Genomic DNA, 860 nt, shown 5'->3' on the forward strand with positions numbered 1-860 from the left:
GGAGAAGAAGGCGCTCGAGTCTCGGTGGAAGGGCAAGGCCTTCAAGCCGGAAGGCACCTTCAAGGTCAGCAACGCGGGCGACGACAACCCCGACTGTGGTAACTCCTGCACACTCCGGGTGTCCACGCTCAAGTCCCTGAACGTGCCGTTCTACTACGTCACCGAGGAGATCGGCGCGGACAAGGTCGTCGACATGGCCAAGCAGGCCGGCGTCACCACCATGTGGCGCACGGACACCAACCCGGCCAAGGCCTACGACCTGACCAAGACCGACCCGAAGGACATCACGCCGGAGCCGTTCTTCAACGTCGTCGGCTACGGCCAGTACCCGATCACGGTGCTGGACCACGCCAACGGTGTTGCCACCTTCGCCAACGGGGGCGTCTACAACAAGGCGCACTTCCTCTACTCGGTGGAGAAGCAGAACCCGAACACCGGTAAGTGGGACAAGATCTACAGCGAGAAGCTCGACTCGAAGCGGAGAATCGACAAGGGCGTCGTGGACGACGTGACGTCCGTGCTGAAGGACTACCCGGCCGCCGTCAACCACCGGCTCGACGACGGTCGCAAGGCGGCCTCCAAGACCGGCACCTGGGAACTCAAGGACAACAGCAGGGACAACGGCGACGCCTGGATGATCGGTTACACGCCACAGTTGGCCACCGCGGTGTGGGTGGGCAACGTGCGAGACCGGAAGCCACTCATCCTCAAGGACGGCCGTAAGGTCAGTGGTGGAAATCTCCCGGGCGACATCTGGGAGCGGGTCATGGTCGAGGCGCTGTAGGGCGAACCGCAGGTCGACTTCCCGCCGGCCCAGAACGTCGGCGATCCGGAGTCCGGAAACGGTGATGCCCCGCCGC

General features: G+C 64.0%; 1 protein-coding gene. It reads left to right on the forward strand.

Annotated elements, in window-relative coordinates:
• On the forward strand, window positions 1-784 hold a 784-nt coding region (locus KBX08_RS33355; RefSeq protein WP_247670477.1), incomplete at its 5' end, for a penicillin-binding transpeptidase domain-containing protein.
• Between the last annotated feature and the right edge of the window lie 76 nt (window positions 785-860).

Origin of the sequence: Micromonospora sp. H61 (genome assembly GCF_018070325.1) — a bacterium.
Classification (GTDB): domain Bacteria; phylum Actinomycetota; class Actinomycetes; order Mycobacteriales; family Micromonosporaceae; genus Micromonospora; species Micromonospora salmantinae.